Raw genomic sequence first — 26,313 nt, 5'->3', positions numbered from 1 at the left:
GATTGGAGAAACTTATGAGTGAAGAGATTACCAGACAGATCCGTGTCTATGGAATCGTGCAGGGGGTAGGATTCCGGCCAACAGTCAGCCGTCATGCAGCTGCTCGTGGAATACATGGAAATGTTTGTAACAAGGGGCCTTATGTGGAAATCTATGCACAGGGACCAGAGGAAGCTGTCAGCGGATTTATTTCAGATATCGAGAATCGACCGCCGAAGCGTGCGGCAATCCTTAAAATAAATGTAGAAAATATAGAGAATTCGGAGAGATATACACAGTTTGATATCATCGAGAGCGAGAAGACAAAGGGTGAAATTTTTGTTTCTCCGGATATCGCAATCTGTGAGGAATGCAAAGAGGAAATGTTTGATCCGAAGAATCGGAGATATCTGCATCCGTTTATCAACTGCACCTGTTGCGGACCGAGACTGACGATTCTGGATTCGCTTCCTTATGATCGTGAGCGGACCAGTATGAAAGAGTTTCCGATGTGTCCGGACTGTGCGAAAGAATACAATGCTCCTGCGACCAGAAGATACGATGCACAGCCGGTATGCTGTAATGAATGTGGTCCGGAAGTGTATCTGATCGGCAGAGAAGAACGGGGCAGAGAAGCAATCACTTATGCGAGAAAAACGATTGCCGGGGGCGGAATTGTTGCAATCAAGGGAATCGGAGGATTTCATCTTTGCTGCGATGCTTCGAATGAAACAGCAGTTCGGAAACTTCGCCAGCTTAAACGTCGTCCGATGAAGCCGTTTGCAGTGATGGCAAAAAATCTCGAAGCAGTCAGAAAAGAATGTGAAGTGAGTGCAGAACAGACCAGGATCCTAGATGGACATCAGAAACCGATCCTGCTTCTGGATAAGAAAAAAGAAGCAAAAATCCTCTGTCCGTCCGTAGCACCGGGCAATCCCAAAGTTGGTGTAATGTTGCCGTATGCACCAGTACAGCTTTTGATTTTTACATATGATGATGGAATTGAAATGCCGGAATTTCTGGTAATGACCAGTGGAAATACTTCTGGTGCGCCAATCTGTCGTGATGATCAGGAAGCAGAGGCAGAATTGTCCGGATTCTGCGACTGCATGCTGTCCCATGACCGCAAGATCCGTATCCGTGCGGACGATTCGGTAATGGATTTTTATGAGGACAGACCATATATGATCCGACGTTCCAGAGGGTATGCACCTCTTCCGTTTATGGTTTCCACACCATATCGAGGACAGGTGCTTGCCATTGGTGGAGAACTCAAGAATTCTTTTTGCATTGGTGTGGATAACCGATTTTATCCGTCTCCATATGTCGGAGATCTGGAAGATCTGCGAACGGTAAAAGCACTTCGGGAGACTGTAGGAAGGATGGAAACACTGCTGGAAGTAGAACCGGAGATTGTATGCTGTGATATGCATCCAAAGTACAATTCTGTGATGGTCGCGGAAGAACTGGGACTTCCGGTGGTGAAAGTGCAGCATCATTATGCACATATCCTTTCCTGCATGGCAGAAAATGACTGCGCAGAGCAGGTGATCGGTGTATCTTTTGATGGAACCGGATATGGAACTGACGGTACGATCTGGGGAGGAGAAATCCTGTTATCAGATTTAGATGGATTCACGAGAGTGGGAAGTGTGATGCCATTTCTTCAGGTTGGTGGAGACGCTTCTTCGAAAGAAGGATGGAGAATTGCAGTTTCTCTGATCTATGGAATGACAGGTGACAGAAAAAAAGCAGCTGAAATCACAGAAAAATTAGAACTTTGTACGAAACAGGAAGCAAACGTGCAGTTTACCATGGCAGATCGTAAGATCAATGCCGTGATATCAACCAGTGCAGGACGATTGTTTGACGGTGTGAGTGCGATGCTTGGAATCCGAAGGAAGTCTACATTTGAAGGTGAGGCTTCTATGGCACTGGAATTTGCAGCAGAAGAGTACCGGGAAACTATGCTTGAAAAGAGTAAACAACAAATTCAGGAAACTGAAAAATATGGTTACGATAAAGAGGATACAGATACTCTCAGTAGAAATGAAAATCTGTCAGAGACAGAAGAAATAAAGAGAATGGATGACAAGTTGATTTCTGCAGGTGATCGCTTGCTGCTCAACACAGAATCCCTGATAAAAGAAATCCTGAATCGTCAATTAAATGGAGAAGATCCGGGCAAGCTGGCATACTTTTTCCATCGGGAGCTTGCCTGCCAGATCACGGCAGCCTGTGTGAAGATCAGAGAACTGAGCGGCTGTAATAAAGCAGCCTTAAGTGGCGGGGTTTTTCAAAACAGACTGCTTCTGGAGCTGACTGATCATATGCTTCTGGAACAGGGATTTGAAGTGTTGAAACATCAGCTGCTGCCGCCAAATGATGGTGGGATTGCGCTGGGACAGGCTGTGTATGCGATGGCATATCTGGAAAAAGCATAGAGACAAAGACTATATAAAATAATACAAGTTACATAGTAAAAGGGAGGCATTACCATGTGTGTAGGGTTATCAGCAAAAGTAGTAAAAATCAGTGAAGGAACAGCAGTTGTAGATGCTGGTGGAGCTAAGAGAGAAGTTTCCGCACAGCTTCTGGAAGACCTGGAGCCAGGCGATTATGTGATGGTTCACGCAGGCGTTGCAATTGCAAAGATCACCGATGAAGATGATGACGAAACAGATCAGTTAATGGAGGAACTGCTGTAATGGGAGAAGAGAAAAAAAGAACAGCGCGGGAGATCATAGAGAACTATGATGGTGCGGCAGTCCGTATCATGGAAGTCTGTGGAACACATACACACGAGATATTTCGACTTGGCATTCGCAAACTTCTGCCACCACAGGTGGAACTGATCTCTGGTCCGGGATGCCCGGTCTGCGTAACACCAGTCGGATTTATTGATGAAGCGGTGTGGTTGGCACTGAAAAAAAATGTGACGATCTGTACCTTTGGAGATCTGGTACGAGTGCCTGGAACGGAAATGAGCCTTGCAGGAGCAAGAGAAAAAGGAGCAAAGATCAGAATCGTTTATTCTCCGGCCGATGCAGAAAAATATGCTCTTGAACATCCGGAAGAACAGGTCGTTTTTCTTTCTGTCGGTTTTGAAACAACGACACCGGCAGAGTGCCTTTCTGTAAAACAGGCGAAGAAAGATGAGCTTTCTAATTATTCTCTGTTAATGGCGAACAAAACCATGCCACAGGCATATGAAGCCTTAAAAGGAAGTGCAGATGTTTTTCTGTATCCCGGACATGTCAATGCAATCACAGGTACGGAACTCTGTGAAGATTTGACAGAGGAAGGGGTAAGTGGTGTTGTGGCCGGTTTTACAGCAAAAGAGCTTCTTACAGCACTGGCGGTTGCACTGGTGAAATTTCAGGAGGGAAAACCGTTCTTTGTAAACTGCTATCCGCGAGTTGTGAAGCCGGAAGGAAGTCGTGAGGCACAACAGCTTACCGAAGAAATGACAGAGGCGTGCGATAGTGAGTGGAGAGGTCTTGGAGTGATTCCAAAGTCAGGAGTCTGCCTCAAAAAAGAATGGAGTGCATTTGATGCAAGAAAGAAATACAACATTCCATCGATTCAGGGCAAAGCGAATCCTGCCTGTCGGTGCGGAGATGTCCTGCAGGGAAAATGTAAACCATCCGATTGCAAAGTATTTGGGAAAGTCTGTACCCCGCAACATCCGGTAGGCGCGTGTATGGTTTCGAATGAAGGTGCATGTTCGGCTTATTATGCGTATGGAGACAATCAATAAATCAACGTATTCCGAATGATTGTAAGACTCCGAGAATTACGAAGTAATGAAGCAATCTGCAGGTATGATAATATTAAGAAAAAAGAGGATGATCCTATGAGCAGTTTAAAAGATAAAACAGTAACGATGGCACACGGTGCCGGAGGTCGCCAGACCTCTGAACTGATCGACCAGATTTTTGCAGCACATTTTGCAAATCCGGATCTGACTGCAGATGATGCAGCAGTATTGACTCCGCCGGCAGGAAAAATGGCAGTATCAACAGACGGATTTATCGTTTCACCGGCATTCTTTCCGGGAGGAAATATTGGTAAACTTTCTATCTGTGGAACAGTCAATGATCTTGCCTGCATGGGTGCAAAACCACTCTATCTGACCTGTGCATTTGTTATCGAAGAGGGATTTCCGATGGAAAAACTGGAAGAAATCGTTTCTGCGATGGAAAAAACGGCGGCAGAAGCAGGTGTACATATCGTGTCCGGAGACACCAAAGTAGCCGGAAAAGGACAGGTGGATGGTGTTTTTATCACAACGACCGGAATGGGACAGATTGAAGACGGAGTAAATGTTGGCGGAACACTTGCGCAGCCGGGAGATGCGATTATCGTGACCGGAGATGTCGGAAGACATGGATGCACGATCCTTCTTGCAAGAGAAGATTTCGGAATTGAAGCAAATGTTACCAGCGACTGCGCGCCTCTCTGGAAAACAGTAGAAGCTGTTATGAACACGACTCATGATCTCCATGTAATCCGCGATGCTACAAGAGGTGGTGTCGGAACTGTTCTCTATGAAATAGCCGGACAGAGCAATGTTGGGATTCGACTTGATGCCGCCTCCGTTCCGGTAGCACCGGAAGTCAAAGGAGTCTGTGGCATGCTCGGACTCGAACCACTTTATCTGGCATGCGAAGGCCGTATGGTCATCATGGCACCAAAAGCCGAAGCTGAAAAAATCGTAGAGACTCTCCGCAAATGTCCATACTCCAAAGATGCTGCCATTATCGGAGAAGTTATTGATGATCAGCCGGGTAAAGTCGTCATGACCACTGAAATCGGCACTCAGGCACTCCTTCCACAGCCGGGGGGAGAGTTATTGCCGCGTATATGTTAAGATATGAGTAATCATTAATTATGAGTAATCACGAATCTGCACAGAGATAGAAAAACTGGTTTCCTGACACACTGCGATTTCTGTTCGTTACGTGCGCTTGTTTGCTGTCATTCGCGCAAACTCGGCTTTGCCTCAGACAGTGCGTTCGGTGACAGCAGCTAGCACATAACTCTCGACGAAATCTCCGTTTGCCGTCAGTTCAATCCAGTTTTCTACTCGTGCAGAATTCTGTTGACTGGATGAATTTAATAATATATTGCTCTGTTCAGAAGAAATGTCCCATGAGGGCACTGAACAGCTATAATTATTGTATGTATAACACGGAGGACTAATATGGATACTAGAGTAGCAGTAATCTCCATCATTGTAGAGGACAACAATTCGATTGAAACTTTAAACCAGCTCCTTTACGATGCCCGTGACCATATCATCGGTCGCATGGGTATCCCATACCGTGAAAAAGGAATCAGCATCATCAGTATCGCCATTGATGCTTCACAGGATATCATCAGTGCTCTTTCAGGCAAGATTGGCCGACTGAAAGGTGTATCCACGAAGACCGCTTATTCCAATGTCATCACACACATGGAGGAAAAACATGATTAAAATAGCAGTGTACGGCAAAGGTGGCATTGGCAAATCAACGACTGTATCCAATGTGGCAGCAGCACTTGCAGAAAAAGGTTTGACAGTTATGCAGATTGGCTGTGATCCAAAAGCAGATTCCACGATTCAGCTTCGTCACGGAAAAGAAATGAGAACGGTGCTTGATCTTTATAATGAAAAAAAGCAGAACCTCAAACTCAAAGACATGACCATGGTCGGTTATCAGGGCGTGATCTGTGTAGAGGCAGGTGGTCCGACACCAGGGCTTGGCTGCGCGGGACGTGGAATCATTACGGCTCTTGAAAAATTAAAGGAAACCGGAGCGTATGAAACCTATAAACCGGATATTGTCCTTTATGATGTACTGGGGGATGTTGTTTGCGGGGGCTTTTCCATGCCAATGCGAAAAGGATATGCGGACAAAGTTTTGATTATCACATCCGGGGAAAATATGGCAATCCATGCCGGGGCCAATATTGCCATGGCGGTACAGAATTTCAGAAACCGTGGTTATGCTGCCCTTGGAGGAATTATCCTGAATCGCCGCAATGTAAAACGGGAAGAAGAAAAAGTACAGGAACTTGCGGAAGATTTTGAAACAAAGGTAATCGGAAAACTTACCCACAGTGATCTGGTTACAGACGCAGAAGAACAGGGAAAGACTTTGATGGAATGTTATCCGGAAAGCGAAATGGCAACAGAATACCGCATACTGGCAGAGCAGATTCTGAACCTCTGCAGAGAGGATGGTTTATGCTGAAACGAGTTGGTGGTGAGATAGATCCGGAAGGTGCGGTTACAACGATTGGAGAGGCTGATTTTCCTGTTCCATTTCCAACAGGTCTGGAATTTAATTCTCCCGCACATGGTAACTGGAACATTGTTCATACCGGAATGCTGATGCCAGAGGCAATCCAGATTTATGTCTGTGCAGACAACTGCATGCGGGGTGTTGTCCTGACAGCGGCAGAGATGAATGCAGCAGAACGTTTTTCCTTTGTGATTGTAGAAGAAGAAAATCTTCTCAATGGAAATCTGGAGGATGTGACGATCGAAGGCGTGACCGATGTCCTGAAGAAACTTGAAAAAAAACCGAAAGCAGTGCTTCTTTTTACAGTATGTCTGCACCATTTTCTGGGATGTGACCTGGAACTGGTGTATGGAGAACTGGAAGCACGCTTTCCGGAGATCGTGTTCGTACGCTGTTATATGGATCCGATCATGCAGAAGCATGGAGCTACGCCGGATCAGAAACTACGCAAAGCAATGTATGATCCTCTGACAGCAGGACACATTGATAAGAAAACAGTGACTCTTGTCGGAAGTGACTTTGTGCTGGATAAAAACAGTGATATCAAGCGTTTGCTGAAAAATAAGGGATACACGTTAAGAGAAATCCCGGCATGCAAAAACTGGGAAGAATACCAGTGTCTTGGTGCAGGAGAATTTTTTATTTCCTGCTATCCTCCGGCTAAATATGGTGCAGAAATGCTGGCCGAAAGACTGAACAGAAAACATCTGTATCTGCCGGGAAGTTTTGATTATAGGGAAATTAAAGAAGAACTGAGAAAGCTGCTACAGGAGCTGCAGGCGGGCCAGGAACAGGAGAATGTTTTAGGTATAGAAACAATATCTGAAGAACTGGAAGCTTTTTGCAAACGAGAAATTACACTCTGCGAAAATGCTGTTGGTCACGCCAAAGCAATCATTGGTGATACTTCGATCGTCCTGGACTATCTGTATCATCCCAGACCACTTGGACTTGCAGGTTTTCTTCTGAAACATGGATTTCATGTGACAACGGTTTACCTTGACAGTGTAAGCCCGGAAGAAAAAAATGTATTTGACTGGTTAAAGATACATCATCCAGATCTTGAACTCTGTGCTACGATTCAGGCAAAGATGCGTGTCCTTCCACGCCATACAGAAGAGAAAGTTCTTGCCATTGGGCAGAAAGCCGCCTGGTTTTCCGGCAGCAGTTATTTTGTTAATATGGTGCAGGGTGGTGGTCTATGGGGCTTTGATGGGATTCGAAGGACTCTGGAATTGATGACAGAAGCTTTTCTCGAAGAAAAAGATCCGGAAGATCTGATCATTCGCAAAGGATGGGGGTGCGAAAGCTGCATATGAGACAGTCGTATAAGATTATACCGGTTTATACTGCGGATGTTTCAGGCGTGTGTTCTGCCCTGTATGAACTTGGCGGTATGGTTGTCATGCACGATCCTTCAGGCTGTAATTCTACCTACAATACGCACGATGAGATTCGCTGGTACGATCAGGACAGTTTGATCTATATTTCAGGGCTGACAGAGATCGATGCAGTCATGGGAAATGATGCGAAATTTATTTATGATATTGAAGAAACGGCGCGAGAATTGAAGCCAAAGTTTATTGCCCTTGCGGGTTCTCCAATCCCATTTATGAATGGGACAGATTTTCCTGCAATTGCCCAGGTGATTGAGACAGAGACAGGAATTCCGGCTTTTGCCATTCCAACGAATGGTATGCATGATTACACTTATGGTGCAGGAATTGCTCTGGCAAGGATTGCAGAGCGATTTACAGGAGAGTCGGAAACTGTATCAAAAAGAGCAGAATCGGCAATTGACAGAGAATCGTCAGTCAACCAACCTCATACGCTCAATCTCCTTGGTGTAACCCCACTGGATTTTGGGCCACAGATCAATGTAGATATCATGAAGAAAAATCTTCAAAAATATGGATGGGAAGTTGTTTCCTCCTGGGCTATGGGGGATACACTTGAAAATTTGTCCCGCACAGGCGAAGTAGAAATGAATCTGGTTGTTTCTTCCGTGGGACTTCCGGCTGCGAAGATACTTAGAGAGAAATTCGGGACTCCGTATGTCATCGGAACTCCGATCAGCGGATTTACAGAAGAACTTATACAGATCATGAACAAAAAAATCCCACATGAAACAGAAGGCAGAAATGAGGAAAAGGATAATGATTCGACAGCGTATCTTGCAAACCGTTTAAGCGGGGTACCGGAAATTACCCTCATTGGTGAAGCTGTAACCATGGGCTCGCTGGCGGCATTCATCGAAAAAAAATATCAAAAACCAGTCCGTGTTATCTGTCCTTTGGAAACTCACGAGAATCTTCTGGCGACAAATGACTGTACAGCAAATGGCGAAGAAGAGATGGAAAAGCTGCTGAGAGATGCAGAAATTATTGTGGCGGATCCTCTGTATCGTCCGATCTGCCCGAAGCAGAGCCAGTTTTATGAGCTTCCGCATATTGCATTTTCCGGTCGGATCTTCCTGAAAGATATCAAACGTAAATATCCTGAAATGATATATCAGAGCCAAGAGAAAATAATGTGACCTGGAGCAGCAGTTCCGGTATGGGCAGCAGAGGCAGAAACAGAGGAAACTGCAGAATAAAATACAAAAAATATATTGACGAAACAAAAATTTTGGTGCTATGATGAGAAAAAGACTGAACGGAGGAATTTCTCATGAAAACATTTGAAACTAAGAAAGCACCTGCAGCAATTGGACCATATTCTCAGGCTAAAATGGCAGGAAATTTTGTATTCGCATCCGGCCAGATTCCGGTAGATCCGGCAACCGGCGAAGTTGCAGGGGATAAGATTGAGACTCAGGCTGAGCAGTCCTGCAAAAATGTTGGAGCGATCCTTGAAGAAGCTGGTCTTACATTTGACAATGTTATAAAGACAACATGCTTCCTTGCTGATATGGCAGATTTTGCTGCATTTAATGCAGTCTATGAAAAATACTTCACAAGCAAACCGGCTCGTTCCTGCGTTGCTGTAAAACAGCTTCCGAAGAATGTTCTGTGTGAAGTAGAAGCGATTGCAGTAGCTGAATAAGTCTGTCAGATCGTATGGTATTAAATAAGTCAGAAAAAAGAAGATTTCCATGACGGGAGTCTTCTTTTTTTCTTGTAATTTGAAAATTCTCATGTATAGTATAAGAAGAAATAGGGTGGCTGCTGTTTGGCGGATATTATCTGTGAATGGCAGTGAAGGATGACAGATAGGAGGCAGCATGGCAAAAAAGAAATTTTATGCAGTAAGACAGGGAAGAAAGATAGGGATGTTCCTTACCTGGGATGAGTGTAAGAAGCAGGTAATGGGGTATCCGGGCGCGATATATAAGAGCTTTGGGACGGAAGAGGAAGCAAAGGAATATCTGGGAATTGCTGTGGCTGCAGATGACATGCAGGGAGGTGATCCGTCAGCAGGTGCGGTGGAAATCTACGTTGATGGAAGCTATCATGCAGGCACGAAAGAATTTTCCTACGGGATGGTGGTTCTGATCAATGGAAAAGAAGAGAAATTTTCGCAGAAAATGTCTGATCCAGAGTTGGCGCAGATGCGAAATGTGGCTGGTGAGATCAAAGGAAGTGAAGCAGCGATGCAATACGCTCTGGACCACAAAATCCCTTCTATTATAATTTATCACGATTATCAGGGTATCGCGAGCTGGTGCAATGGTGACTGGAAAGCAAACAAAGCCGGAACGATTGCATATCGTGATTTTTATCGTAAGGCGAAAGAACGGGTTCACATTGAATTTCGAAAAGTCAAAGGACATTCTAATGATAAGTACAATGATATGGTCGATGAACTTGCAAAAGAAGCACTTGGAATCCATTGACAAAATCTGCCCAAAAGACTTATACTATCACTGTCTCTGGCATGACCGGAGCAAAACTTTTTGAGGAGGATACTATCATGAAAAACAACAGCAGTATCAAAACCGTGGTTGCTGTCGGAATTGGCGCAGCACTGTTCTTTGTACTTGGACGCTTTGTTGCAATACCGAGCCCGGTACCGAACACAAATATCAGTCTTCAGTATGCAGTACTTGCACTTCTGGCTACTATGTATGGACCGGTTGCAGGCGGACTGATCGGGTTTATCGGCCACGCACTGATTGATCTTTCCTGGGGTGGAAGTCCGTGGTGGAGCTGGGTAATCACATCAGCATTTGTCGGCGTGGTTATCGGACTGTTTGCCAAGAAACTTGATGTTCAGGAAGGTGAATTCGGAAAAGGCAAAGTTGCTGTATTTGTAGTTGCAAATGTGATCGCGCATGTGATCGGATGGGTAGTTGTAGCACCTGTACTTGATATTCTGATCTATGCAGAACCTGCAAACAAAGTATTTGCACAGGGTGTATTTGCAGCGGTTTCTAATACAGTCACCGGTGTGATCGTAGGTGGACTTCTTGTTCTGGCATATACAAAGACGATTGCCAAGAAGGGTTCCCTGGATCAGGAATAAGATATGGAGTTGCTGTTCACAGGTGTTCATGCAGAAGTGGACAGCGTCGGAAAAGCCTTCTCATGTAGCTTATATGGCTTGTGAAAAGGCTTTTTCTATTGTTGATCAGATAGTATTCTTGAATTGTTTTTGTAGTTATTGAATGGTTAATATAAATTTTGAGGTGTTTGAATGGCTGAGAAAAAATCCCCTGTTATTTCATTTAAAGATTTTTCATTCCAGTACCGGGCGCAAAAAAAACCTACACTGACCGGAATCAATCTGGATATTTATCCAGGTGAAAAAGTGCTGATCGCGGGACCTTCCGGAAGTGGAAAAAGTACCCTGGCAGGATGTATCAACGGACTGAATCCTTTTTCAAATCCGGGAGAATGTAAGGGAACATTGACGGTGGATGGTGTGGACGCACCACACAGCAGTATTTTTGAATTATCTGCGCATGTAGGAACGGTTCTTCAGGATCCGGATGGACAGTTTATCGGATTGACGGTTGGTGAGGATATTGCATTTGCTCTGGAAAACAGTTGTACTCCTCAGGATGAAATGCATGCAATCACCAGACATGCGGCAGAACTGGTAGGAATCGAGAAGCATCTGGATTATGCACCGCATGAACTCTCTGGTGGACAGAAGCAGAGAGTCAGCCTTGCGGGTGTCATGGTAGATCAGGTAAAAATCCTCCTGTTCGATGAGCCTCTGGCAAATCTTGATCCGGCAGCAGGAAAACAGGCTATTGAGCTGATCGATGAGATCCAGAAAAAAACGGATACGACAGTTCTGATCATTGAGCACCGTCTGGAAGACGTTCTCTGGAGAAACGTAGACCGTATCATATTGGTAAATGAAGGAACGATCCTTGCAGATATGACTCCGGATGAATTGCTTTCTACCAGCCTGCTGGCAGACAATGGCATTCGTGAGCCTCTTTATGTGACTGCGATGCGCTATGCAGGAATCGACATTACAAAAGAAAAGAGGCCGGCACACGTGGATTCTGTTGTGCTGAATGAAGGAGACCGTAAGAGATTACAGGAATGGTTTGAGGCACAGCCGTTTAAAGAAGAGACCGGAGAACGGGAAAAGCTTCTGGAAGTGAAGAATCTCAGTTTTGGATATACGAAAGAGCATCAGACACTTCATAATGTCAGCTTGTCAATTGACAAAGGAGAGATGGTCAGTATCGTGGGAAGGAATGGCGCCGGAAAATCAACGTTTTCCAAACTTGTATGTGGATTTGAGGATCCGGATTCCGGAGAGATTCTGTTCCATGGAAAAGATCTGTTAAAGGAGAATATCCGTCACCGTGCGAAATATATCGGATATGTTATGCAGAATCCAAATCAGATGATTTCGAAGACGATGATCTATGAGGAAGTAGCACTGAGTCTCCAGAAGGCAGGAATGCCGGAGGAGAAAGTTCGGCAGAAGGTAGAAGATACATTGAAGATCTGCGGACTTTATCCGTTTCGTAACTGGCCGGTTTCAGCTTTGAGTTTTGGACAGAAGAAACGTGTGACGATTGCAAGTGTACTGGTGCAGGATCCGGAACTGATCATTCTGGATGAGCCGACTGCCGGGCAGGATTTTAAACATTATACAGAGATCATGGAGTTTTTGCGTAAACTCAATGAACGTGGTGTGACAGTCGTGATGATCACACACGATATGCACCTGATGTTGGAATATACACCAAGAGCACTGGTATTTTCCGATGGACAGCTGATCGCAGACCGCAGAGCATCCGAAGTACTCTGTGATCCGAAACTGATCAAACGTGCGGCACTGAAAGAAACAAGTCTTTTTACTCTGGCAAATCATTGTGCGATCACACCGCCGGAAGCATTTGTGGAACGATTTATCGGAGAGGACAGGGAGGTGAGAAGCCATGGCTGCTAAAACGGTATTAAATTATCTGGACCGCGACAGCGTGGTACACAAAATGACAGGAACAACCAAGCTGGCATTTTTCCTGTTGTTCACGTTCGCAAGTATGATCACTTATAATACCTGGGTGCTGTTGGGATTGTTTGCAGTCAGCCTTGCTGCATTTAAACTCAGTAAGATCAAATACCGTGAAGTCCGCTTTATGATGATCTTTATGCTTGTTTTTCTGCTTTTGAACAACCTGTTTATTTTTCTGTTTGATCCGAATCAGGGAACGAATCTGTATGGAACAAGGCATGTATTGTGTCATTTGTTTTGGAGATATGATGTGACCGCAGAGCAGCTGTTTTATATGTTGAATATTTCGCTGAAATATTTTGTAGCCCTTCCAGTTGCGATCCTGTTTATTTCTGCGACAAATCCGAGCGAGTTTGCCGCCAGTCTGAACAGTATTGGAATTTCCTATAAAGTAGGATATTCTGTGGCAATCGCACTTCGTTATATTCCGGATATTCAGAGGGATTATCACAGTATCAGCCAGGCACAGCAGGCAAGAGGTGTGGAACTTGGAAAAAATGAACACTTCTCTTCCAGATTAAAGAATTCTGTTAATATTCTATTACCGTTGATTCTGACGAGTCTGAACCGTATTGATACGATCTCTAATGCGATGGAACTGCGTGGATTTGGGAAGAATAAGAAACGGACGTGGTATACCAGACGGCCGTTTGAGCGGAGAGATTTTGCGGCGCTTGGACTGGGCGTAGTGCTGCTGGTTGTAAGTCTGACGGTGACAATTAAGTTTGGAAGGTTCTACAATCCTTTTATATAAATAGAATGAAAAAACAGCGGGATATCTTCTCCATACGACAGAAGAAGAATCCCGCTATTTTTACATATTGCGATATCATTTATACGAAAGCTTATCGATTTGAAATATCAGGAGAAGAACAGGTCTCAGGGCGCATGCCATGGGAAATTGTTAATACAAATTAACGGGTTACAGGGAAGTACCCAGTGCTGCCTTCTTAACCTGTACCAGTGCTTTTGATACTGCCGGAATGGAAATCACGATCACTGTGATGATTCCTTCTGCAAGCAGATAGCTGTAGTTATATACGATCGGATAAATTGCAGTCAGGGACTTCGGGAAGTTATCCGGCATGTAGCTCATCCAGTACAGATATCCGCCAAGTGCATGAAATGCACCTCTGGCAATAACTGCCACAATGTATCCTTTAAGCAGACCATGGCTTTGCTTTGCGAAGAATCCGGCAACTCCAAGGGCAGCGAATGCAAGGATATAATCACAGCAAACCTGGAAGAAGGAAAGTACATATGGTTCCTGGATAAACTGCAGGATTCCATAAGCAAGGCCAACCGTGATACCGGTGCCTACACCATACCAGTTAGCAGCCAGTACAATAAACAGCATACTGCAAAGAGTAACGCTTCCACCCCACGGCAGAGTAAAAATCTTCAGGTAAGAAGTGACAAAAGCGAGTGCCACAGCTACAGCACAGAATACAAGCTGTCTTGTAGTCAGTTTGTGTTTTTCTGAGTGTTTTCCTGCAAAACAGATTGCAGCCAGGAACAGAATGATTCCTGCGATGATTGCGATGGCGTATCCGGCTGTTGTTAGGCCGCCTTCATTTGTAACCATAAAATTAAACATAAAATAAGACCACCTTTGTCTTGATATGTAAGTTAATATTATCTGGATTTTCCAGACATACTTATTATAAACAAAGGAGTGGATAACGTCAAGACTGCCGATTTTTGACTTTAAACTTCAAAAGTGCTTGTGTTTAAAGGGTATTATGAGCTATACTGGAATAGTATCTGCCTGAGGGAAATGTTCTTTCAGGTGTGTGAAAATGGGAAGAGGGTTAAAGTTATGATGGTTGATCTGATTGAGAAAATATACAGCTTTCTGTGGGGAGATTTGGTGTATATTCCGCTGCCGGGTGGCAGTACACTTGGAATTTCGCTGTTGATCATTTTACTGATTCCGGCGGGAATTTATTTTACGATCCGGACGCGTTTTCTGCCGATTCGTCTGTTTCCGGATATGGTAAGAGCATTGGTTGAAAAGAAAAAGGATAAAAACAGTCTTTCATCTTTTCAGGCACTGGTCGTATCAACGGCGACCAGGGTTGGCATGGGAAACCTGGTCGGTGTGGTTGCGGCGATTTCAGCAGGTGGTGCCGGGGCTGTGTTCTGGATGTGGGTAACAGCGCTGATCGGTTCATCTACAGCATTTATTGAAGCAACACTGGCACAGCTCTATAAAGAAAAAGATCCACTGTATGGCGGTTATCGTGGCGGGCCGGCATACTATATCCATGCCTATGTGGAAGAAAAACAAAAGAAAAAAAGAAACAAAGTTGTGATTTCTGTGTTATTTGCAATCTCAGGCCTGATCTGCTGGTGTGGTATCAGCCAGGTGATCAGTAATTCCGTTGTTTCTTCATTTAAGAATGCATTTTCCATTCCACCGATCTATACGACGGTTGTGCTTGTTGCAGTTGCAGCAGTGATCGTACTCCGTAAGAATGCGACAGTTAAGGTCCTGGATATGATCGTGCCGATAATGGCGGTTGTTTATTTTGCAATCACGATTCTGATCATTGTGATGAATATCGGCAGTCTTCCGGGTGTTTTTGCAAGAATCTTTCAGGAGGCATTTGGATTTCGACAGGTGGCAGCCGGTGGTTTCGGGGCGGTACTGATGAATGGAATCAAAAGAGGACTTTTTTCCAATGAGGCAGGCTCTGGTTCTGCTCCGTGTGCGGCAGCTGCGGCAGAATGTGATCAGCCGGTCAAAGCAGGACTGGTACAGGCACTTGGAGTATTTATTGATACGATCGTGATCTGCAGCTGTACTGCAATGATCATGCTTCTTGCCCCGGAAGAAAAAGTTGCAGGACTTTCCGGAATGGATCTTCTGCAGACGGCGATGGAACATCATCTCGGAAGATTTGGTGTGGTTTTTATTGCGGCGACATTATTTTTGTTCAGTTTCTCGACATTCCTTGGAATTTTATTCTATGCAAGAAGCAATGTGGCATATCTTTTCGGAGATAACTGGATATCACAGACGGCATACAAGATCATAGCACTGTTTATGTTGTTTATAGGTGGCCTTGCAGCTTATACTTTTGTATGGGACCTTGGAGATGTGGGAATCGGTCTGATGACAATATTCAATATCATTATTCTGTATCCGCAGGGTGAGAAGGCGTTGAAAGAGCTGAAAAAATACGAAGAATCCGAAAAACATCGAAAAGAAAGACCTGAAAAATAAAGAAAGACATACATAAAAAATACCCTGGCAGGAATTCCCTGACAGGGTATTTGTCATGTGCGGCTTATTATGATCAATAATAATCAACAGCTTCGACAGTTTCGCTTCCGGAAGTGAAATCTGTTGTGATGGAGAAATCGTTGAATGAGTAAACACCACCAACTTCGTTGCCATTTGCATCGTATGCAGGTTCATAATCAACTGGTGTTCCATAGATATTCATGAATTCATTCAGTGTAGAACCAACATAAGATGATGCATCACCGGAAGATGCACTTGCTGTGGAAGAAGCAGAGTCAGAACTGGTATCTGTGGATGCTGCATCAGAAGATGTGCTACTGTCTGTAGAAGCAGTTCCGTCTGTTGTTGTACCATCTGCCGGAGTTGTGGAAGAAGCATCTGTTCCGGCCGGTGCAGGTGTAGTTGTCAGGTTGGCTGCCGGGGTAACAGTAGGTGCTGGTGTAGCTGTAGGTGCCGGTGTAGCAGTAGCCTCAGTTGGTTCTGGAGTTATAGTTACAGCTTGACTGTCAGCCGGATCATCTGCGGTGAAACCGCATCCAGTCATGAGGATCGATGCTGCAGCAATTGCTGATAATAGCATAAGATTTCTTTTTTTCATGAGTATAATCTCCCTTACTATAATAATCTCTTACGTTTATTATGCGTTCTTTTTTGAACTTGTCAATAGGATATGAGAAAAGTTTAGAATAAAAACACAAATTATATCGATATTTTTAATAAATTAGAAAAAGCTGTATGAAAAAGAATGCAGGCAGAATGCAAAGGGAATGCTTGCCAACAGGGTTCATAAATGATACATTAATAGGGAAATGTAGGAGGCAGATATATGTTTAAAGAAATTAAAAATGAGAAAGCTTTTGATGGAATACTGAATCAGATCATAGAAAATATTCAAAATGGACATCTGAAAGCAGGTGATGCGCTTCCGGCAGAAAGAACGATGGCAGAGACGATGGGAGTATCCAGACCGGCGGTACGGGAAGTCTTAAGAGCACTTGAATTGCTTGGAATCATAAAGACCGTGCCCGGTGGTGGAAACTATATAGCAGATGACCTGGATTCCTGGCTGATTGGCCCATTGTCTATACTGTTTAAACTGAATAACGGATATATCCGGCAGACACAGCAGCTTAGGGCTGCACTGGAACGAGAGATGGCAATTCTGGCTGCGAGAAAGTGTACACCACTGGATGCGGCAGAACTGTGGAGGATACTTTCGAGCATAGATAAAGCGGAAGATGAGAAGACTAGAGGAGAACTGGATAAAGAACTGCATACGCAGATCGCAAAGATTGCAGACAATCCGATGATTTACAGTGTACTTGCTGCAGCGGATCAGCTGACTGAAAATATAATTGCGGGAACCAGAGATTATATTATGAAGAAAAACCGTCCGGAATTTAAAGTGGATGAACAGCATCGTCTTCTTGTTGAGGCTATTATCAATAACGATGAGAAGGGTGCCGAGCAGTACATGTCCGAGCATATGGAGATAATCGAAAAATGCATGGATGAGATGCAGAAGAACAGCAACAACAAAAGACCAGCAAACGGAATTGTAATAGGAGGAGAATGAGATGGATTATGCGAAAGAATCCCTGAGATTACACGGAGAATGGAAAGGTAAGATTGAAGTCGTTACACGAGTACCGGCAGAGAATAAAGATGACCTGTCACTTGCATATACACCGGGTGTTGCACAGCCATGTCTGGAGATCCAGAAGGATGTGAACAAATCTTATGACCTGACAAGAAGATGGAATATGTGCCTTGTTGTTACAGACGGATCAGCGATCCTTGGCCTTGGAAATATCGGACCGGAGGCGGGGATGCCGGTAATGGAAGGAAAATGTGCACTTTTTAAAGCGTTTGGTGATGTAGATGCATTTCCGCTCTGTATCAAGAGCAATGATGTAGATGAGATCGTAAATACCATTTATCTGATCTCAGGATCTTTCGGTGGAGTCAATCTGGAAGATATTTCCGCACCGAGATGTTTTGAGATAGAGAAAAAACTGAAAGAAAAATGTGATATTCCAATCTTTCATGATGACCAGCATGGAACCGCAATTGTCGTATCAGCAGGACTGACCAATGCCCTGAGACTGGTAGGAAAGAAATTCTCAGAAGCAAAAGTAGTCATCAACGGAGCCGGATCAGCAGGTATCTCCATCTGCAAACTTCTTCTGGAACTTGGAATCGGTGATGTAGTCATGGTTGACCGTAAGGGAATCCTGGCGCCTGGTGAGGAATGGATGAATCCGGCACAGAAGGAAATCGCAGAAAAAACAAATAAAGAACAGCTGCATGGGGACCTTAAGGCAGCCATGAAGGGCAGAGATATTTTTGTCGGTGTATCTGCACCGAATATTGTAACAGCAGAGATGGTAAGCACAATGGCAGATGATGCGATTGTATTTGCAATGGCAAACCCGACACCTGAGATCATGCCGGATGAAGCAAGAAAAGGTGGCGCAAGAGTCATCGCAACAGGACGTTCTGATTTCCCGAATCAGATCAACAATGTACTTGTATTCCCTGGTGTGTTCAGAGGTGCGTTTGATGTGAGAGCAAGTGATATCAATGAGGAGATGAAGATTGCAGCAGCAAAAGCAATTGCAGAACTGATCTCTGATGAAGAACTTTCTGAAGATAATATCATTCCAAAGGCATTTGACAAGAGAGTTGGACCGGCAGTAGCCAAAGCAGTTGCAGAAGCAGCAAGAAAGACCGGTGTGGCTCGGAAGTAGGATTGTGAGAGTGCGTAGCACGGAACAATCCGTATGTATCCTCGTAAAAAAGCAGATAAAAAAGTAGATAAAAAAGAAAGAAGACATGAAGATGGGCAACTGGGAAAACAATATCCGCAAGGTGGTTCCGTATACACCGGGAGAACAGCCAAATCAGACGGATATGATCAAATTAAATACAAATGAAAATCCTTATCCGCCGGCACCGGGGGTTACGGAGGTACTTCGGAATACAGATACAGATGCACTGAGACTTTATCCGGATCCGGCAGCGAAAGATCTTGTGCATGCCATTGCAGGGGAGTATGGGCTTCAGGACGATCAGGTATTTGTCGGCGTGGGATCTGATGATGTACTGGCAATGAGTTTCCTTACTTTTTTTAACAGTGAGAAACCAATTCTGTTTCCTGACATCACCTATTCTTTTTATGATGTATGGGCAGAACTGTTCCGCATTCCATATGAGAGACCGGCACTGGATGAACACTTTCATATAAAGAAGGAAGATTATTTCAGAGAGAATGGTGGAATTATCTTTCCGAACCCGAATGCTCCGACAGGTGTTTCTCTTCCGCTGAGTGATATTGAAGATATCGTGGAACATAATCAGGATGTGATCGTGATCGTGGATGAGGCATATGTTGACTTTGGTACACAGTCAGCATTACCTCTGATCGAGAAATACGAGAATCTTCTGGTGGTACAGACATTTTCCAAGTCCCGATCCATGGCAGGCATGCGTATCGGATTTGCGCTTGCATGCCCGAAACTGATCAAATATCTGAATGATGTCAAATATTCGTTTAATTCTTATACAATGAATCGTACGTCGATCGCAGCTGGTGTTGCAGCGATAAAGGATCAGGAATATTTCCTGGAAACTTGCGGTAAGATTATAGAGACGCGGGAATGGACAAAAAAAGAACTCAGGAAACTTGGATTTTACTTTGAAGAATCAAAAGCAAATTTTATTTTTGCGGCTCATAAAAACTGCCCGGCAGAAAAACTGTTTCAGGCATTGAGAGAGCAGCATATTTACGTGCGCTATTTTCCGGGTGGAAGAACCGGTAACCATCTGCGTATTACGATTGGAACAAGGAATGAGATGGAAGTCTTCATTAATTTTGTAGGAGAATATCTAAAAAAGGAGAATTTATGGAAGTTTTAGTACAGTGGTTTACAGATAACCTGTCTCAGCATATTTCCAGAGAACTTATTATTTTTATTATTTCCATGATACCGATTCTGGAACTTAGGGGAGGTCTGCTGGCGGCATCTTTTTTGAAAGTGTCTGCGGCGAAAGCAATTCCGATCTGCATTATCGGAAATATTATTCCTATACCATTTATATTACTGTTTATTCGTCAGATTTTTAAAGTTCTGAAGAAAACAAAACTGTTTCATGGCCTGATCGTTAAGATGGAAGACCGTGCCATGGGCAAGAGTGACCAGATCAAACGGTATGAATTCTTTGGATTGCTGCTGTTTGTAGGAATTCCTCTTCCGGGTACGGGGGCATGGACAGGATCTCTGATCGCATCCCTTCTTGAAGTGGATATCAAGAAGTCTTCTATTGCTATTTTCTGTGGACTGATCATGGCAACTGTGATCATGTATGTGGTATCCTATGGAATCGTAGGAAATCTGATTCATTAATTTTATTACTTATATTACTTATCAGTTTTACCGGTGACACCTTCTGTATGGTGTCTGCTGGTATTCTGATTCATGTCATTTCAGACAAATATTCCGTAAATAATTTTATTATCAAGTAAACAGGTTTTGAGAAGACAGAGAGGATTTTTTTATGAGAGAAAAATACGAATCATTGTCGCTTGCAACATTAAAAGATCTGGCAAAAGCGAGAGGATTGAAAGGGATTTCTACATTGAGGAAACCTGAACTGATAGAGCGTATGCTCCAGGAAGATGAAAAAGAGTCCACCGGTGGAGAGGCAGAAATGAAAAAAAATGAAATCCTGCAGGAGGAACCGGGCAGACAGGAAAATAGAGTAAGAGAAAACAGAACATCTTATGAGGCGAATGAGAGAAAAACATATCAGGATAAAAATTATCAGGACCGGAACTATCAGGAACGAAATTATCAGGACAGAAATTATACAGAACGGACGGAATATGCACATAAGAATCCGACCGATACGGCACAGCTTGACAGTGGAGAAAAAGCAAATGGTATTCTGGAGGTCCTTCCGGACGGATATGGATTTATTCGCTGTGCAAATTATCTCCCAGGTGAAAATGATATTTATGTATCACCGTCTCAGATACGCCGGTTCAATCTGAAAACCGGTGATATCCTGAAAGGAAGCATCCGTATTAAAACACAGGGAGAGAAATTCAGTGCCCTTCTTTATGTGGATTCCATTAATGGTTTTCCACCGAGTGAGGGACAGAGACGATATAATTTTGAAGATATGACGCCAATCTTTCCGAATGAGCGTCTGCGTATGGAAAGACCAGGTGGAACCGTGGCAATGAGGATCATGGATCTTCTAAGTCCGATCGGCAAGGGACAGCGAGGCATGATCGTATCACCACCGAAAGCCGGCAAGACAACCCTTCTGAAAGATGTTGCCAAATCGATTCAGAAGAATAATCCGGATATGCATCTGATCATTCTTCTGATCGATGAACGTCCAGAGGAAGTTACGGATATTAAAGAAGAGATTCGTGGAAGCAATGTAGAGGTTATTTATTCTACTTTTGATGAACTTCCGGATCATCACAGACGTGTTTCAGAGATGGTCGTAGAGCGTGCTCGCCGCCTGGTTGAGCATAAACAGGATGTAACGATCCTTCTGGATTCGATCACAAGACTTGCGAGAGCGTATAATCTCTGTGTGACACCAAGTGGCCGGACGCTGTCCGGTGGTCTGGATCCGGCAGCACTTCACATGCCGAAGCGATTTTTTGGAGCAGCACGTAATATGAGAGAAGGTGGAAGCCTGACGATCCTTGCTACTGCACTGGTAGACACCGGAAGCAAAATGGATGATGTTATTTATGAAGAATTTAAAGGAACCGGTAATATGGAACTGGTTCTTGACCGTAAACTGCAGGAAAAGAGAGTATTTCCGGCAATCGATATCCAGAAATCAGGTACCAGACGAGAGGATCTGCTCCTGACTCCGGATGAACAGGAAGCAGTTTATAATATGCGCCGTGCACTGAACAGTCTGAAGGCCGAAGATGCTGTGGAACAGATCCTGAATATGTTCTCCAGAACGAAGAATAATGAGGAATTTGTGCAGACGGCAAAAAAACAGAAATTTTTATAAACGACTTGCATTTGAGAAATCAGTGTGTTATAATCAGAAAGCTGCGAAATAAATTAGCAATTTCGTTAAGTTAATACGAATAGAAAAATAGAGAAATATAGAGAGGTGAAAATCATGCGCGAAGGAATCCATCCGAACTACTATCAGGCAACTGTAACCTGCAACTGTGGAAACACATTCGTAACAGGATCTACTAAGAAAGATATCCATGTTGAAATCTGTTCCAAATGCCATCCATTCTATACTGGACAGCAGAAAGCAGCTCAGGCTCGTGGACGTATCGATAAGTTCAACAAGAAATACGGCTTAAACAAATAATTCAGACTGAATAATGAAAGAAGAGACAGGTTGAGGTTGGGAAATCTCAACCTTTCTTTGCTTTTATCAGTGATAATGGAGTGATATATGAAATCATCGAATATTGGTGGTCAGGCAGTAATGGAAGGCATCATGATGCGTCACAAGGACAAATATGCCATTGCAGTACGCCGTCCGGATAAAGAAATAGAATTAAAGGTAGAAGATTACAAATGTACATTTGGAAAGGCTGCATTTTTGAAATGGCCGATCATCCGCGGAGTGGTAAGCTTTGTTGACGGACTGGTAGTAGGAACCAAATGTCTGATGTATTCTGCTGAGATTGCGGGCGATGAAGAGGACGAGAAGGAAGCTGCAAAGAATGCGACACTGACAGAGGAAGAACTTTCTGCAAAGAAAGCGAAAGAAGCAAAGCAGTTTCAGTGGCTTCTTTACATAACGGTTGCTATTTCCATAGTTGTTTCTGTTGCAGCTTTTATGCTGCTTCCGTATGCACTGGCAAGCCTTCTGCGCAAGGTTGGTGCTTCTGAAGTAGGGGTAACAGTTGCAGAAGCATTTGTGAAACTGGCACTGTTTATGGGATATATGCTGCTGATCTCAAGAATGAAGGATATTCAGCGTACGTTTATGTATCATGGTGCAGAACATAAATGCATCAACTGTGTGGAACATGGACTTCCACTTACTGTGGAAAATGTCCTGGCAAGCTCCAGACAGCACAAAAGATGTGGGACAAGTTTCCTTTTTCTGGTAATGATCGTCAGTATATTCCTGCATTTTATTTTTGTGCTGGTACCGGGCTACTGGGTTCGTCTGTTTGGGCGTCTTCTGATGGTTCCAATCGTGTCAGGTGTTTCTTTTGAACTTATTCAGTGGGCTGGCAGAACAGACAGCAGACTTGCTGATATTTTGAGCAAACCGGGACTTGCAATGCAGAAGCTGACAACCAAAGAGCCGACAGCAGATATGGCTGAAGTAGCGATTGCAGCAGTAGAGGCTGTTTTTGACTGGAGAGAATATCTGAAAGAAGAATTCGGCTGGAAGCCAGAAGAAAATGAGGAAAAAAATGCGGACATATAAAGAAGTTCTGGAAGATGGAATCCAGCTTCTGGAAACTGCCGCAATCGAAGAAGCCAGGTTAGATGCCTGGCTCCTTCTGGAGTATACGGCAGATATTACAAGAGCATGGTATTATGCACATATGGATGATGGACTGGATGCTAAAACAGAAGAACGTTATCGAACGCTGTGCACAAAACGTGCTCAGCATATCCCGCTGCAGCATATTACCGGGCGTGCATATTTTATGGGATACGAATTTTGTGTGGATGAACGTGTACTTGTACCGAGACAGGATACAGAGGTGCTTGTGGAAGAAGCGATTTCCCGCATGAGGAATCTGGAGAAACCGCAGATCCTGGATATGTGTACCGGTTCCGGATGTATTCTTCTGAGTCTTCTTCTGGAATTGCCACAGGCATTAGGAACAGGTGTGGATGTTTCAGAAGGAGCACTTTGTGTGGCAAAGGAGAATCGAAAACGTCTGGGACTGGAACAGAGAGCTGATCTGATACAGAGTGATCTGTTTTCGGCAGATTATTTTCAGAAAAACAGTGGAAATGACCACATGGAATATGATATGCTTATTTCAAATCCGCCATATATCCGGACTGAAGATATTGAAGGTCTGATGGAGGAAGTGCGTTTTCATGATCCGGTGCTTGCACTGGATGGCAAAGAAAATGGTCTGTATTTTTATGAAAAGATCACAGAACAGGCGGGCACATATCTGAAACCCGGCGGATGGCTGATGTACGAGATCGGTTGTGATCAGGGTATGGATGTGTCGGAAATTATGAAAAAAAATGGTTTTGAACAGATAGAAATAAAAAAAGACCTTGCCGGGCTGGACAGGGTTGTTACAGGAAGAAAAATGCAGGAGGAACAGAATGTTTGATAAATTAGAGGATCTGCTTGTGCGCTTTGAGGAAGTTCTGAATGAGCTTGGTGAGCCGGGAGTAACGGACAACCAGGAACGTTTTCAGAAGCTGATGAAAGAGCAGAGTGAGCTGCAGCCGATCGTAGATGCCTATAAAGAATATAAAGACAATAAAGAAACGATTCAGGACAGTCTTTCCATGCTGGAAGAAGAAAAGGATGAAGAAATGCGTGAAATGCTGAAAGAAGAACTTTCTGATGCAAAGAAGCGTGTGGAAGAACTTGAAAAGGAACTGAAGATCCTTCTTTTACCAAAAGATCCGAATGACAGCAAAAACGTTATAGTAGAGATCCGTGCAGGTGCGGGCGGTGATGAGGCTGCTCTGTTTGCAGCAGAGATTTATCGTATGTATGTGAAATACGCAGAATCCCGCAGATGGAAGACGGAGATGATGAGTCTGAATGAAAATGGGATCGGCGGATTCAAAGAAGTTACATTTATGATCCAGGGACAGGGAGCATATTCCCGTCTGAAGTATGAGAGTGGGGTACATCGTGTACAGCGAGTCCCGGAGACAGAATCCGGTGGACGTATCCATACGTCTACCTGTACTGTGGCAATTATGCCGGAAGCCGAAGAAATTGATTTCCATCTGGATATGAACGACTGTAAGTTTGATGTGTTCCGAGCATCCGGAAACGGTGGACAGTGCGTCAATACAACAGACTCTGCAGTACGTCTTACACATATCCCGACAGGAATCGTTATTTCCTGCCAGGATGAAAAATCACAGCTCAAGAATAAAGATAAGGCATTGAAAGTGCTTCGTTCCCGTCTGTATGAGATGGAATTGGCCAAACAGCATGATGCGGAGGCGGAAGCCAGAAGAAGCCAGATCGGAACAGGAGATCGTTCCGAAAAGATCCGTACTTACAATTTCCCTCAGGGACGTGTGACAGACCATAGGATCAAGCTGACACTTCATCGTCTGGACGCTGTTCTCGGAGGAGATCTGGATGAAATTCTGGACAGCCTGATAGCAGCAGACCAGGCCGCAAAACTGAGTTCATTAAATGAGGAAGATGCATAAACAAATGTAGAATGCCAGTGTGCATAAGGAGGATATTTTTATGAAAAAGACAGCACTTGTTATTATGGCTGCCGGAATTGGAAGCCGTTTTGGAAAAGGAATCAAACAGCTTGCACCAGTAGGACCAAATGGTGAGATCATTATGGATTATTCCATTCATGATGCTCTGGAGGCAGGGTTTAATAAAGTTGTATTTATCATTCGTAAAGATCTGGAAGAGGAGTTCCGCCGTGTAATCGGGGAGAGGATCGAAAAGATCACGGAGGTAGAATATGCATTTCAGGCGTTGGAAGATCTTCCGGCTGGATTTGAGAAACCGGCAGACCGTAGCAAACCGTGGGGAACCGGTCAGGCTGTACTTGCAGCAAAAGCTGTTCTGAATGAGCCTTTTATGGTAATTAATGCGGATGATTATTATGGTAAGGAAGCCTATGTGAAAGTCCATGATTATCTGATCCAGGAACAGCCGGATGATGGAATCCTCCATATCTGTATGGCTGGTTTCCGTCTTGGAAATACTCTGAGTGACAATGGAAGTGTTACCAGAGGAGTATGCCATATTGAAGAAGGTGCGCTGACAGGTGTTACGGAGACGCACAATATTTTTAAGACAGCAGACGGTGCGGAAGCACGCAATGATGATAAAGTCGAGAAACTGGATGTGAAGAGCCTTGTTTCCATGAATATGTGGGGGCTGACACCGGTATTTATGGAAACACTGGAAAAGGGGTTTGTAGATTTCCTTTCTGAGATCAAAGAGGGAGATATTAAGAAAGAATACCTTCTTCCGGAGATGATTGACCGTCTGATCAAAGAAGGCAAAGCAAAAGTAGATGTTCTTGAGACAAAAGATACCTGGTTTGGTGTAACATATCAGGAAGATAAAGCAGCTGTTACAGAGGCATTTGCGAATCTTGTAAAATCAGGAGTATATCCTTCAAATCTTTATAAATAATCAATGCAATCAATCATG

26 protein-coding genes are annotated in these 26,313 nt (G+C 44.0%); 24 read left to right on the top strand and 2 right to left on the bottom strand.

Features of this window, described 5'->3' with window-relative positions:
- Positions 1 to 14: 14 nt before the first annotated feature.
- The 13 genes from hypF to LI112_RS01255 all read left to right on the top strand — a co-directional run bounded on the left by hypF (position 15) and on the right by LI112_RS01255 (position 13,449).
- Positions 15 to 2,423, top strand: a complete 2,409-nt coding sequence (hypF, locus tag LI112_RS01315) for a carbamoyltransferase HypF (RefSeq protein WP_005428153.1) — start codon at positions 15 to 17, stop codon at positions 2,421 to 2,423.
- Positions 2,424 to 2,477: 54 nt separating this feature from the next.
- Entirely contained in the window at positions 2,478 to 2,687 is a 210-nt protein-coding gene (locus tag LI112_RS01310) for a HypC/HybG/HupF family hydrogenase formation chaperone (protein WP_005428144.1), read from the top strand.
- Positions 2,687 to 3,739: a hydrogenase formation protein HypD gene (gene hypD, locus LI112_RS01305; RefSeq protein ID WP_005428143.1), complete on the top strand. Its 1,053-nt coding sequence runs from the start codon at positions 2,687 to 2,689 to the stop codon at positions 3,737 to 3,739. The genes LI112_RS01310 and hypD overlap by 1 nt, the downstream gene beginning before the upstream one ends.
- A gap of 96 nt (positions 3,740 to 3,835) precedes the next feature.
- Positions 3,836 to 4,852: a hydrogenase expression/formation protein HypE gene (gene hypE / locus LI112_RS01300; protein WP_117627649.1), complete on the top strand. Its 1,017-nt coding sequence runs from the start codon at positions 3,836 to 3,838 to the stop codon at positions 4,850 to 4,852.
- Positions 4,853 to 5,185: 333 nt separating this feature from the next.
- Complete coding sequence (locus LI112_RS01295; RefSeq protein WP_005428140.1) at positions 5,186 to 5,458, top strand: TM1266 family iron-only hydrogenase system putative regulator; 273 nt, start codon at positions 5,186 to 5,188, stop codon at positions 5,456 to 5,458.
- Entirely contained in the window at positions 5,451 to 6,218 is a 768-nt protein-coding gene (locus LI112_RS01290; protein WP_005428139.1) for a nitrogenase iron protein NifH, read from the top strand. The genes LI112_RS01295 and LI112_RS01290 overlap by 8 nt, the downstream gene beginning before the upstream one ends.
- On the top strand, positions 6,212 to 7,588 hold the full coding sequence (locus LI112_RS01285) for a nitrogenase component 1 (protein ID WP_118012393.1): 1,377 nt from the start codon (positions 6,212 to 6,214) through the stop codon (positions 7,586 to 7,588). Before LI112_RS01290 ends, LI112_RS01285 begins: the two co-directional genes overlap by 7 nt.
- Entirely contained in the window at positions 7,585 to 8,805 is a 1,221-nt protein-coding gene (locus tag LI112_RS01280) for a nitrogenase component 1 (RefSeq protein ID WP_055055379.1), read from the top strand. The genes LI112_RS01285 and LI112_RS01280 overlap by 4 nt, the downstream gene beginning before the upstream one ends.
- Positions 8,806 to 8,939: 134 nt before the next feature.
- On the top strand, positions 8,940 to 9,314 hold the full coding sequence (locus tag LI112_RS01275; protein ID WP_005428134.1) for a RidA family protein: 375 nt from the start codon (positions 8,940 to 8,942) through the stop codon (positions 9,312 to 9,314).
- A gap of 178 nt (positions 9,315 to 9,492) precedes the next feature.
- Complete coding sequence (locus LI112_RS01270; RefSeq protein WP_055065908.1) at positions 9,493 to 10,104, top strand: viroplasmin family protein; 612 nt, start codon at positions 9,493 to 9,495, stop codon at positions 10,102 to 10,104.
- A gap of 77 nt (positions 10,105 to 10,181) precedes the next feature.
- Complete coding sequence (locus LI112_RS01265) at positions 10,182 to 10,733, top strand: ECF-type riboflavin transporter substrate-binding protein (RefSeq protein WP_022389086.1); 552 nt, start codon at positions 10,182 to 10,184, stop codon at positions 10,731 to 10,733.
- 171 nt (positions 10,734 to 10,904) lie between these two features.
- Positions 10,905 to 12,629, top strand: a complete 1,725-nt coding sequence (locus LI112_RS01260; RefSeq protein WP_117638356.1) for an ABC transporter ATP-binding protein — start codon at positions 10,905 to 10,907, stop codon at positions 12,627 to 12,629.
- The gene (locus tag LI112_RS01255) at positions 12,619 to 13,449 is read left to right on the top strand and encodes an energy-coupling factor transporter transmembrane protein EcfT (protein WP_118392787.1); all 831 of its coding nucleotides are present in this window, start codon (positions 12,619 to 12,621) and stop codon (positions 13,447 to 13,449) included. The genes LI112_RS01260 and LI112_RS01255 overlap by 11 nt, the downstream gene beginning before the upstream one ends.
- A 168-nt stretch (positions 13,450 to 13,617) precedes the next feature.
- Here the strand turns inward: LI112_RS01255 and LI112_RS01250 are convergent, their stop codons facing one another.
- Entirely contained in the window at positions 13,618 to 14,292 is a 675-nt protein-coding gene (locus LI112_RS01250; RefSeq protein ID WP_055055375.1) for an energy-coupled thiamine transporter ThiT, read from the bottom strand.
- 222 nt (positions 14,293 to 14,514) lie between these two features.
- Between LI112_RS01250 and LI112_RS01245 the strand changes: the two genes are divergently transcribed.
- The gene (locus LI112_RS01245) at positions 14,515 to 15,924 is read left to right on the top strand and encodes an alanine/glycine:cation symporter family protein (protein ID WP_129795452.1); all 1,410 of its coding nucleotides are present in this window, start codon (positions 14,515 to 14,517) and stop codon (positions 15,922 to 15,924) included.
- A gap of 73 nt (positions 15,925 to 15,997) precedes the next feature.
- Here LI112_RS01245 and LI112_RS01240 read toward each other — a convergent pair whose 3' ends face one another.
- Positions 15,998 to 16,543, bottom strand: coding sequence for a hypothetical protein (locus LI112_RS01240; RefSeq protein ID WP_227190117.1), 546 nt, complete (start codon positions 16,541 to 16,543; stop codon positions 15,998 to 16,000).
- A gap of 228 nt (positions 16,544 to 16,771) precedes the next feature.
- Here LI112_RS01240 and LI112_RS01235 point away from each other — a divergent pair, with 228 nt between their 5' ends.
- The 10 genes from LI112_RS01235 to LI112_RS01190 all read left to right on the top strand — a co-directional run bounded on the left by LI112_RS01235 (position 16,772) and on the right by LI112_RS01190 (position 26,295).
- Positions 16,772 to 17,521, top strand: a complete 750-nt coding sequence (locus tag LI112_RS01235) for a FadR/GntR family transcriptional regulator (RefSeq protein WP_129795453.1) — start codon at positions 16,772 to 16,774, stop codon at positions 17,519 to 17,521.
- Position 17,522: 1 nt separating this feature from the next.
- Entirely contained in the window at positions 17,523 to 18,695 is a 1,173-nt protein-coding gene (locus LI112_RS01230) for an NADP-dependent malic enzyme (protein WP_005428108.1), read from the top strand.
- Between the two features lie 91 nt (positions 18,696 to 18,786).
- The gene (gene hisC / locus LI112_RS01225) at positions 18,787 to 19,863 is read left to right on the top strand and encodes a histidinol-phosphate transaminase (RefSeq protein WP_129795454.1); all 1,077 of its coding nucleotides are present in this window, start codon (positions 18,787 to 18,789) and stop codon (positions 19,861 to 19,863) included.
- Positions 19,851 to 20,351, top strand: coding sequence for a small multi-drug export protein (locus LI112_RS01220; RefSeq protein ID WP_227190116.1), 501 nt, complete (start codon positions 19,851 to 19,853; stop codon positions 20,349 to 20,351). Before hisC ends, LI112_RS01220 begins: the two co-directional genes overlap by 13 nt.
- A gap of 151 nt (positions 20,352 to 20,502) precedes the next feature.
- Entirely contained in the window at positions 20,503 to 21,993 is a 1,491-nt protein-coding gene (rho, locus tag LI112_RS01215; RefSeq protein WP_227190115.1) for a transcription termination factor Rho, read from the top strand.
- A 114-nt stretch (positions 21,994 to 22,107) separates the two neighbouring features.
- On the top strand, positions 22,108 to 22,311 hold the full coding sequence (gene rpmE / locus LI112_RS01210; protein ID WP_015541906.1) for a 50S ribosomal protein L31: 204 nt from the start codon (positions 22,108 to 22,110) through the stop codon (positions 22,309 to 22,311).
- A gap of 87 nt (positions 22,312 to 22,398) precedes the next feature.
- Positions 22,399 to 23,391 carry a DUF1385 domain-containing protein gene (locus tag LI112_RS01205; protein WP_005428100.1) on the top strand — a complete coding sequence of 331 codons (993 nt, stop codon included), beginning with the start codon at positions 22,399 to 22,401 and terminating at the stop codon, positions 23,389 to 23,391.
- The gene (prmC, locus tag LI112_RS01200; protein ID WP_173899414.1) at positions 23,378 to 24,268 is read left to right on the top strand and encodes a peptide chain release factor N(5)-glutamine methyltransferase; all 891 of its coding nucleotides are present in this window, start codon (positions 23,378 to 23,380) and stop codon (positions 24,266 to 24,268) included. The genes LI112_RS01205 and prmC overlap by 14 nt, the downstream gene beginning before the upstream one ends.
- Entirely contained in the window at positions 24,261 to 25,340 is a 1,080-nt protein-coding gene (prfA, locus tag LI112_RS01195; RefSeq protein ID WP_005428098.1) for a peptide chain release factor 1, read from the top strand. The genes prmC and prfA overlap by 8 nt, the downstream gene beginning before the upstream one ends.
- 40 nt (positions 25,341 to 25,380) lie before the next feature.
- Positions 25,381 to 26,295, top strand: a complete 915-nt coding sequence (locus tag LI112_RS01190; RefSeq protein ID WP_227190114.1) for a sugar phosphate nucleotidyltransferase — start codon at positions 25,381 to 25,383, stop codon at positions 26,293 to 26,295.
- Positions 26,296 to 26,313: the final 18 nt, after the last annotated feature.

It is taken from the genome of Blautia sp. 210820-DFI.6.14 (assembly GCF_020558815.1).
Taxonomy (GTDB): domain Bacteria; phylum Bacillota; class Clostridia; order Lachnospirales; family Lachnospiraceae; genus Blautia_A; species Blautia_A obeum.
The sequence above is the reverse complement of the archived record's forward strand: the minus strand, read 5'-3'. Positions and strand labels throughout refer to the sequence as shown.

Bases quoted from the DNA above. Each gene is read 5' to 3' on its own strand.
- hisC (WP_129795454.1), top strand. From the start codon at position 18,787: ATGGGCAACTGGGAAAACAATATCCGCAAGGTGGTTCCGTATACACCG.
- LI112_RS01245 (WP_129795452.1), top strand. From the start codon at position 14,515: ATGATGGTTGATCTGATTGAGAAAATATACAGCTTTCTGTGGGGAGAT.
- LI112_RS01250 (WP_055055375.1), bottom strand. From the start codon at position 14,292: ATGTTTAATTTTATGGTTACAAATGAAGGCGGCCTAACAACAGCCGGA.
- LI112_RS01235 (WP_129795453.1), top strand. From the start codon at position 16,772: ATGTTTAAAGAAATTAAAAATGAGAAAGCTTTTGATGGAATACTGAAT.
- LI112_RS01295 (WP_005428140.1), top strand. From the start codon at position 5,186: ATGGATACTAGAGTAGCAGTAATCTCCATCATTGTAGAGGACAACAAT.
- prmC (WP_173899414.1), top strand. From the start codon at position 23,378: ATGCGGACATATAAAGAAGTTCTGGAAGATGGAATCCAGCTTCTGGAA.
- LI112_RS01310 (WP_005428144.1), top strand. From the start codon at position 2,478: ATGTGTGTAGGGTTATCAGCAAAAGTAGTAAAAATCAGTGAAGGAACA.
- LI112_RS01260 (WP_117638356.1), top strand. From the start codon at position 10,905: ATGGCTGAGAAAAAATCCCCTGTTATTTCATTTAAAGATTTTTCATTC.
- LI112_RS01220 (WP_227190116.1), top strand. From the start codon at position 19,851: ATGGAAGTTTTAGTACAGTGGTTTACAGATAACCTGTCTCAGCATATT.
- hypE (WP_117627649.1), top strand. From the start codon at position 3,836: ATGAGCAGTTTAAAAGATAAAACAGTAACGATGGCACACGGTGCCGGA.
- LI112_RS01290 (WP_005428139.1), top strand. From the start codon at position 5,451: ATGATTAAAATAGCAGTGTACGGCAAAGGTGGCATTGGCAAATCAACG.
- rho (WP_227190115.1), top strand. From the start codon at position 20,503: ATGAGAGAAAAATACGAATCATTGTCGCTTGCAACATTAAAAGATCTG.
- LI112_RS01275 (WP_005428134.1), top strand. From the start codon at position 8,940: ATGAAAACATTTGAAACTAAGAAAGCACCTGCAGCAATTGGACCATAT.
- LI112_RS01205 (WP_005428100.1), top strand. From the start codon at position 22,399: ATGAAATCATCGAATATTGGTGGTCAGGCAGTAATGGAAGGCATCATG.
- LI112_RS01270 (WP_055065908.1), top strand. From the start codon at position 9,493: ATGGCAAAAAAGAAATTTTATGCAGTAAGACAGGGAAGAAAGATAGGG.
- LI112_RS01280 (WP_055055379.1), top strand. From the start codon at position 7,585: ATGAGACAGTCGTATAAGATTATACCGGTTTATACTGCGGATGTTTCA.
- rpmE (WP_015541906.1), top strand. From the start codon at position 22,108: ATGCGCGAAGGAATCCATCCGAACTACTATCAGGCAACTGTAACCTGC.
- LI112_RS01255 (WP_118392787.1), top strand. From the start codon at position 12,619: ATGGCTGCTAAAACGGTATTAAATTATCTGGACCGCGACAGCGTGGTA.
- hypD (WP_005428143.1), top strand. From the start codon at position 2,687: ATGGGAGAAGAGAAAAAAAGAACAGCGCGGGAGATCATAGAGAACTAT.
- LI112_RS01240 (WP_227190117.1), bottom strand. From the start codon at position 16,543: ATGAAAAAAAGAAATCTTATGCTATTATCAGCAATTGCTGCAGCATCG.
- LI112_RS01265 (WP_022389086.1), top strand. From the start codon at position 10,182: ATGAAAAACAACAGCAGTATCAAAACCGTGGTTGCTGTCGGAATTGGC.
- hypF (WP_005428153.1), top strand. From the start codon at position 15: ATGAGTGAAGAGATTACCAGACAGATCCGTGTCTATGGAATCGTGCAG.
- LI112_RS01190 (WP_227190114.1), top strand. From the start codon at position 25,381: ATGAAAAAGACAGCACTTGTTATTATGGCTGCCGGAATTGGAAGCCGT.
- LI112_RS01285 (WP_118012393.1), top strand. From the start codon at position 6,212: ATGCTGAAACGAGTTGGTGGTGAGATAGATCCGGAAGGTGCGGTTACA.
- prfA (WP_005428098.1), top strand. From the start codon at position 24,261: ATGTTTGATAAATTAGAGGATCTGCTTGTGCGCTTTGAGGAAGTTCTG.
- LI112_RS01230 (WP_005428108.1), top strand. From the start codon at position 17,523: ATGGATTATGCGAAAGAATCCCTGAGATTACACGGAGAATGGAAAGGT.